The following is a 7,178-nucleotide window of genomic DNA, read 5'->3' as shown; positions in this document are numbered from 1 at the left end:
CGCCCCGCACCGGGGGGCCCCGGCTCCGTACCGTTCGCCGCGCGGACCGCTGTGCCACGGCCCGGTCCGTCACCACCCCGGCCATCCGGCCGACGGCGGCGACCCGGCCGTACGGCCGCCCTACGCTCCCGCCGGCCCGGCCGCGAAGGCTCCGTACGATCTCGTCGTCTCCGCCGGGATCGGCGGCGGTTTCCCCGGGCGGGCGCCGGTCGGCTCGGTCGTCGTCGCCGACGCGATCACCGCGGCCGATCTGGGCGCCGACAGCCCGGAGGGTTTCCTGGACGTCCGGGAACTGGGCTTCGGGCGCAGCGGGCATCTGCCGCCCGCCGACACCGTGGCCCGGGTCGCGGCGGCCGTCGGTGGCGCCGTCGTCGGCGGGGTGCTGACCGTCTCCACGGTGACCGGGACCGCCGCCCGCGCCGCCGAGCTGAGCGGGCGTCACCCGGGCGCCGTCGCCGAGGCGATGGAGGGTTTCGGGGTCGCCGAGGCCGCCGCCGCGCACGGGATCCCGGTACTGGAGATCCGCGCGGTCTCCAACCCGGTGGGCCCGCGTGACCGCGCCGCCTGGCGCGTCGGTGAGGCCCTGGACGCGCTGCGCGGGGCCTTCTCCCAGCTCGCCCCCGTCTTCGAGGAGTCCCGGTGACCTTGCGGATCGCCTACTCGCCCTGCCCGAACGACACGTTCGTCTTCGACGCCTGGGCCCATGGCCGCGTCCCCGGGGCGCCTCCCATCGACGTGACCTTCGCCGACATCGACCTCACCAACGGTCTGGCCGAGCGCGGCGAGCTGGACATCCTCAAGGTGTCGTACGCGGTGCTGCCGTGGGTCCTCGACGAGTACGCCCTGCTGCCGTGCGGCGGCGCGCTGGGCCGTGGCTGCGGTCCGCTGGTCCTCACCCGCGAGCCGGGGCTCGACCTCACCGGCCGTACGGTCGCGGTCCCCTCGGAGCGCTCGACCGCCTATCTGCTCTTCCGCCTCTGGGCGGCGGAACGGGTCCCCGGTGGTGTCGGCGAGGTCGTCGTGCTGCCGTTCCACGAGATCATGCCCGCCGTACGGGACGGCCGGGTGGACGCCGGGCTCGTCATCCACGAGGCCCGTTTCACCTATCCGTCGTACGGACTGCACGCTCTGGCCGATCTCGGCGCGCACTGGGAGTCCACCACCAGCCTGGCGATCCCGCTGGGCGCGATCATCGCCAAGCGCTCGCTGGGCGCCGGGACCCTGCACCGGATCGCCGACACCATCCGTACCTCGGTACGGATGGCCTGGGACGACCCGGAGGCGTCGCGCCCGTATGTCCGTGAGCACGCCCAGGAGATGGACCCGGCCGTCGCCGACCAGCACATCGGCCTGTACGTGAACGAGTTCACCGCCCATCTGGGCGAGAGCGGCCACGCGGCGGTGCGGGGTCTGCTGACCCGCGCGGCGGCTGAGGGCCTGGTGCCGCCGCTGGCCCCGGACGCCCTGGAGTTCCCCGAGCGGCCCGCGGGGGGATAGGGCGCCAGGCCCCGGAGACGGACGAGGGGCCCCGGACATACGGAACCGGGGCGCCCCAAGGGTGGGGGCGCCCCGGTCGGGTCTCTTTTTTTGAGGGGGGGGCGGCCGGTGCCGCTCAGACGTCCAGCTGGTCGGCCACGGCCCGCAGCAGACCCGCGATCTTCTTGCCATGGGCCTTGTCGGGGTAGCGTCCGCGCTCCAGCATCGGCGTGATGTTCTCCAGGAGGGTCGTCAGGTCCTGGACGATGGAGGCCAGCTCGTCGGGCTTGCGGCGCTGTGCCGCCGCCACGGACGGAGTGGGATCGAGGACCGTCACCGAGAGAGCCTGGTCGCCGCGCTGCCCCGCGACGACACCGAACTCCACGCGCTGTCCGGGCTTGAGCGAGTCGACGCCGTCGGGCAGCACTGACGAGTGCACGAAGACGTCGCCGCCGTCGTCGCGGGAGAGAAAGCCGAAGCCCTTCTCACTGTTGAACCATTTGACCTTGCCGGTAGGCACGTCTGTCCTCGTCTTCGTACTCGTTGGGGCGCGGGGGCCACCGGGAGCTGGGAGCCGGAGAGCGGCTCTGGATAGCACTACAGCGGGCCTGCACACCGGCCCGCCAACCCAAGGCTAATGGTCCAGGGGCCGGATACAAGACGTCGCCGATCGGTTCCTACTCGCGGGGAACTACCCTGGCCGGATGACTGCTACTCCTTCCGCGCCGGGTGACGGGCTGGTCCGTACCGGTGGCATCGTCTTCGTCGTCGGCGCGGTCGCCACACTGATCACCATGGCACCGCTCTTCCTGGGGACGGATCCCTTCCCCCCGATCGCTTATGGCGTGTGCATGCTGATGGGCGTCGGCTTCGCGATCTCCGGGGCCGGGGTGCTGCGCTCGATCTCCGCCCAGCGCCGCGCCGCGCGCCGGTCCGCTTAGGACCGCCCGTCCCGTCCCCGGGTGTCCGCGCGGTCGGCGCGCAGCCAGCCGGGGAACGCGCCGAGCCCGTCGAGCACCACATCCGCCCCGGCTTCGCGCAGCTCAGCGGGGGTGCAGGGGCCGGTGGCCACGGCGACCGCGAGCGCTTGGGCGGTGTGCGCGCCCCGGACATCGCCGATGTGGTCGCCGACGTACGCGTACGCGCCGTACTCGCGCAGCGCCTCCGCCTTGCCCTCCGCCCACAGCCAGCCGATGACGGCGTCCGGGGTGATGCCGAGCGTATCGAGATGGAGCCGGGCGTTGGGCTCGTGCTTGGCCGTGACCACGATCGCCCGGCCGCCGAGGGCCTGAACGGCGGTGATCGCCTCACGGGCGCCGGGCAGCGCGGTGGTGGGGTCGATCGCATGGGCCGGATACAGCTCGCGGAAACGGTCCGCCATGGCCTGAATCTGATCATCGGGGAACCAGTGGGCCAGCTCCTGCTCCAGCGGGGGACCCAGCCGGGTGACCGCGAGATCGGCGTCGACCCAGACCCCCGTCTCGGCGGAGAGCGCGCGGTAGACGGCGTGGATGCCGGGCCGTGAGTCGATGAGGGTCATATCGAGGTCGAAGCCGACGGTGAAGCGGGGTGCGGGGGAAGCGGGGGAGGCGCTGGGGTCTGCGTGGCCTGCGCTGTCTGCGTTGCCTGCGTTGCCCGTGCTGTCTGCGGTAGGGCTGGTGTGGCTGGGGCGGATGGACTGTCCTGCGCGGTCTGTCGGCATAGGGCCATTGTGCGGGGGTCCACGCCATTCCACCGTGCCTGCACCCTCTGCTTAAACTTAGCCAAGCCTAACCATGCTTGTGCCTCGCTGAACCCGCCCTTCCCCTCCTTCGATTGGTGACCATGTCAGCCAGACGCGCGCTCGCGGTCCGCCGCACCGGCTGGACGGCGGCGGCCGTCGTGGCCCTGCTGGTCGCCGTGTTGCTCAGTCTCGCCGTCGGGGCGCGCTCCATCGCGCCCTCCGTGGTGTTCGACGCCCTGCTGCACGGCGGCGGCGGAGCCGACGGCGAAGTCATCCGCGAGATGCGCGTACCGCGCACCCTCGTCGGTGTGATGGTCGGCGCGGCCCTCGCGCTGGCCGGGGTCGTCGCCCAGGGCGTCACCCGCAACCCCATCGCCGACCCCGGCATCCTCGGCATCAGCCAGGGCGCCTCCGTGGGCGTCGTCCTGGCGATCACCTTCGCCGGGGTGCACACCCTCACCGGCTATGTGTGGTTCGCCTTCGCCGGGGCGGCGATCACCTCGGTCGCCGTGTACGCGATCGCCGCCCGGGGCCGGGGCGGCGCGACCCCCGTGAAACTCGCCCTCGCCGGGGCCGCTCTCAACGCCCTTCTGGCCGCCGTGACCAGCGGAGTGCTCGCCACCCAGGCGGCCGCGCTGGACGAGTACCGCTTCTGGCAGATCGGTTCGATCGCCGGACGGGACGCGGCCCTGGCGGGCCAGGTCTGGCCGTTCCTGCTGGTGGGAATCGTGCTCGTGGCGATGGTCGCCCGGGGCCTGGACGCGCTCGCGCTCGGCGAGGACGTCGCCAGGGGGCTCGGCCAGAAAGTCGCCACCGTCCGGATCGTCGGCGGGATCGGCGCGACCATCCTGACCGGCGTGGCGGTCGCCGCCGCCGGGCCGATCGCCTTCATCGGACTGGCCGTCCCCCATATCGCCCGTGCGCTGGTGGGCGGCGACCACCGCTGGGTACTGCCGGTGGCGGCGCTGGTCGGCCCGGTGCTGCTGCTGGTGGCGGACGTGGTCGGCCGGGTGGTCTTCCCGCCGGGCGAGGTGCCCGCCGGGGTGACGACCGCCCTGCTCGGTGTGCCCTTCCTGGTCACCCTGGTCCGCCGCAAGGCGGTCCCGGCGTGAACGCTCCGCCCCGGGCCTCCCGTACGCGTATCCGTACCGGTACCCGTACGCGTATCCGCACCGCGCACCACAGAGAACCCGACGACTTCGCAGGGGGCCGTTCATGAGCGCCACCGTCCGGCCCGCAGGGTACGCGCTCGCGCGCAAGGGGCGCGGGTCACTGCTGGTGCACCGCAGGTCGGCCCTGGTCGCCGCCGGGCTGGGGGCGCTGCTCCTCGCCGTGTGCGTGGCCTATCTGTCGGTCGGGGAGAGCTTCGTCGCCCCGGCCGAGGTGGTGCGGGTGCTCTTCGGGCACCCGTCGCCGGACGAACTGGTCGTGGAGACGCTGCGGCTGCCCCGGATGACGACCGGTCTGCTGGTCGGGCTCGCGTTCGGTGTCGCGGGCGCGCTCATCCAGACCGTGGCGCGCAATCCGCTCGCCAGCCCCGACATCATCGGGATCAGCCAGGGCGCGACCGCCGTCACCGTGGCCGGGATGACCTTCGGTGTCACCTCCTTCACCGTGCTGCCCTACCTCTCCGTCGCCGGGGGGATCCTCGCCGCCGCCCTCGTCTATGTCTTCGCCTGGCGCGGCGGGATGCACGCCACCCGGTTCGTGCTCATCGGCATCGGCTTCGCGGTCGCCCTGCGCTCGGTGACGGTACTGCTGCTGACCAAGGGTGATGTGACCGTCGCCCAGCAGGCCCACATCTGGATGACCGGCTCCCTCAACGGGCGCGGCTGGGACGAGGTCGCCCCCCTCGCCTGGACCCTGCTGGCGCTCTGCCCCGCCGTGCTGTGGGCGGCCCGCGCCCAGCGGACCGTCTCCCTCGACGACTCCACCGCCGTCTCCCTCGGCGTACGGCTGGGCCGGGTCCGGCTCGGACTCGTCGCCCTCGGGGTGGTGCTCGCCTCCGTCGCCACCGGCGCGGCGGGCCCGATCGACTTCGTCGCGCTGCTCGCACCGCAGATCGCCCGCCGTCTCACCCGTACCGCACAGATCCCGCTGCTCGGCTCGGCGCTGCTCGGCGCGGTCGTCGTCGTCCTCGGGGACCTGCTGGCGCGCAAGCTGCTCTCCCCCACCGAACTGCCCGTGGGCGTCCTGACGGCCGCCATCGGGGCGCCGTATCTGATCTGGCTCATCATGCGGAGCCGTACCACCGGAGGTGCATCGTGAGCAGACTGACCGCGCGCGAGCTGACGCTCGCCTACGACGACCGCACGGTCGTCCACGAGCTGGACCTGGCGATCCCCGACGGCCGGGTCACCGTCATCGTCGGCCCCAACGCCTGCGGCAAGTCGACCACCCTGCGCGCCCTCGGACGGCTGCTCAAGCCGAGCGGCGGCGCCGTCCTGCTCGACGGCGCCGAACTCTCCCGGATGCCCACCAAGCAGATCGCCCGCGCCATCGGACTGCTGCCGCAGTCGCCGTCCGCGCCCGAGGCGATCACCGTCGCCGATCTGGTCTCCCGGGGCCGCCAGCCGCACCAGGCCTGGTGGCGGCAGTGGTCCGAGGAGGACGAACGGGCCGTCACCGACGCGATGGAACGCACCGATGTGAGGGCGCTCGCCGACCGCAACGTGGACGAGCTGTCCGGCGGCCAGCGCCAGCGGGTCTGGATCGCGATGGCGCTGGCACAGGAGACGGACGTCCTGCTGCTGGACGAGCCGACGACCTTCCTGGACATCGCCCACCAGGTGGAGGTGCTCGACCTGGTGCGCCAGCTCAACCACGAGCGGGGGCGGACCGTCGTCGCCGTGCTGCACGACCTCAACCAGGCCGCCCGCTACGCCGACCACCTGGTGGCGATGAAGGCGGGCCGGATCGTGGCCGAGGGGCCGCCCGGGGAGGTCGTCACGGCCGAACTGGTACGGGAGGTCTTCGGCCTGGAGTCGGTGATCGTGCCGGATCCGGTGACCGGGTCCCCGCTGGTGGTGCCGGGCGCGCCGTACGCCGCGCCGACGTCCGCCGCGCGGCCCCCGTCCCAGGCCCCCGCGTCCGCCGGGTCCCCCGCGCTGGCCGAGACCGTACGGAAGACGGGCGCCTGACCCCGCCCCGCCGGTCGCCCCTCTGACGCCGGGCCGGCGTCCGTGCCCGCGTCCGTACGGAGGCGGGGGGCCGGGTGCGCGAACGTAGCGCGGAGGTACGGAACCGGTGTGCCGGGCCCGCGTACGGACGGGGCGCAGACGCGGGCCCGGCCGTACGGAACGGAAACGCGGCTCCTGGCTCCGGGCCCCAGCTCCACGCCTCAGCTCCGGACCCCGCTCCACACCCCAGCTCCGGACACCCGCCCACGGCCCCCGCTCAGGCCCTGCGGCGCGCCCGGAGGACGAGATAGAGCGCCGACGCGAAGGCCGCGCCCTTCACCATCCACGGCCACGCCCCGCCCAGTACCTCCTTCAGGCTCTCCTGCCGCGCGTCCAGCTCCGCCGACGCCTCGTCCACCCGGCTCCACGCCCACACGATCCCGGTCAGCGCCACCACTCCCGGCAGCACCAGCACCGCGAACTTGCGCTGCGCCATGGTGAGCTTGTTGGAGGCGTAGGCGCAGAGCCAGCCGAGCCCCAGCACCACATAGGAGCTGAAGAGCGCGCCCGCGACCAGGAGTGCCGCCGCGACCAGCAGGAAGGGGCTGTCGAATCCTCGCGGGGGCGCCTTCTCGGCCGCCGGTTCCGGTGTCTTCTCCACCGCCGGGGTCTCGGCGGCGGGCGGGCCGCCGCGCCGCAGGAGCCGGGCGGGCAGCCAGCGGGGGAGGCCCTTGCGTTTCCCGCCGCCGTCGTCGTCGCCCGCCGCCGCCTTCTTCTCCTCTTCCTCGGCGGCCTCCTCCGCGAGAGCCTCGCGCGCCTGCGCGAGGCTCTCGGCGCGTTCGCGTTCCTTCTCGGTGGGC

General features: G+C 73.5%; 8 protein-coding genes and 1 pseudogene. 6 read left to right on the top strand and 3 right to left on the bottom strand.

The features are described 5' to 3' along the window. Positions 1-643 (top strand): futalosine hydrolase (locus ACFVIM_RS30570; RefSeq protein ID WP_384308179.1); only part of this gene is annotated, 643 nt, incomplete at its 5' end. After that, a complete protein-coding gene (locus ACFVIM_RS30565; protein WP_384308176.1) occupies positions 640-1,497 on the top strand; it encodes a 1,4-dihydroxy-6-naphthoate synthase in 858 nt (285 codons plus the stop codon). The genes ACFVIM_RS30570 and ACFVIM_RS30565, both read left to right, overlap by 4 nt. 115 nt (positions 1,498-1,612) lie before the next feature. Here the strand turns inward: ACFVIM_RS30565 and ACFVIM_RS30560 are convergent, their stop codons facing one another. Continuing rightward, positions 1,613-1,996, bottom strand: coding sequence for a cold-shock protein (locus ACFVIM_RS30560; RefSeq protein ID WP_384308174.1), 384 nt, complete (start codon positions 1,994-1,996; stop codon positions 1,613-1,615). Between the two features lie 184 nt (positions 1,997-2,180). Between ACFVIM_RS30560 and ACFVIM_RS30555 the strand changes: the two genes are divergently transcribed. Then, entirely contained in the window at positions 2,181-2,417 is a 237-nt protein-coding gene (locus ACFVIM_RS30555; protein WP_384308172.1) for a hypothetical protein, read from the top strand. On the opposite strand, the gene ACFVIM_RS30550 is transcribed toward ACFVIM_RS30555, so the two are convergent. Then, positions 2,414-3,178, bottom strand: coding sequence for an HAD family hydrolase (locus ACFVIM_RS30550; RefSeq protein WP_384308169.1), 765 nt, complete (start codon positions 3,176-3,178; stop codon positions 2,414-2,416). The two genes, ACFVIM_RS30555 and ACFVIM_RS30550, sit on opposite strands and share 4 nt — an antisense overlap. A 122-nt stretch (positions 3,179-3,300) precedes the next feature. Here ACFVIM_RS30550 and ACFVIM_RS30545 point away from each other — a divergent pair, with 122 nt between their 5' ends. The 3 genes from ACFVIM_RS30545 to ACFVIM_RS30535 all read left to right on the top strand — a co-directional run bounded on the left by ACFVIM_RS30545 (position 3,301) and on the right by ACFVIM_RS30535 (position 6,339). Further along, the gene (locus ACFVIM_RS30545; protein WP_384308166.1) at positions 3,301-4,311 is read left to right on the top strand and encodes a FecCD family ABC transporter permease; all 1,011 of its coding nucleotides are present in this window, start codon (positions 3,301-3,303) and stop codon (positions 4,309-4,311) included. 103 nt (positions 4,312-4,414) lie between these two features. Continuing rightward, positions 4,415-5,467, top strand: a complete 1,053-nt coding sequence (locus ACFVIM_RS30540) for a FecCD family ABC transporter permease (protein WP_384308163.1) — start codon at positions 4,415-4,417, stop codon at positions 5,465-5,467. Continuing rightward, the gene (locus tag ACFVIM_RS30535; protein ID WP_384308160.1) at positions 5,464-6,339 is read left to right on the top strand and encodes an ABC transporter ATP-binding protein; all 876 of its coding nucleotides are present in this window, start codon (positions 5,464-5,466) and stop codon (positions 6,337-6,339) included. Before ACFVIM_RS30540 ends, ACFVIM_RS30535 begins: the two co-directional genes overlap by 4 nt. A gap of 256 nt (positions 6,340-6,595) precedes the next feature. On the opposite strand, the pseudogene ACFVIM_RS30530 reads toward ACFVIM_RS30535, so the two are convergent. Continuing rightward, positions 6,596-7,178: pseudogene (locus ACFVIM_RS30530) on the bottom strand (hypothetical protein); the annotation flags it as partial.

The organism is Streptomyces sp. NPDC057638 (genome assembly GCF_042800315.1).
In the GTDB taxonomy this organism is placed as follows: Bacteria; Actinomycetota; Actinomycetes; order Streptomycetales; family Streptomycetaceae; genus Streptomyces.
This window is presented reverse-complemented; position numbering and strand designations above follow the sequence as displayed.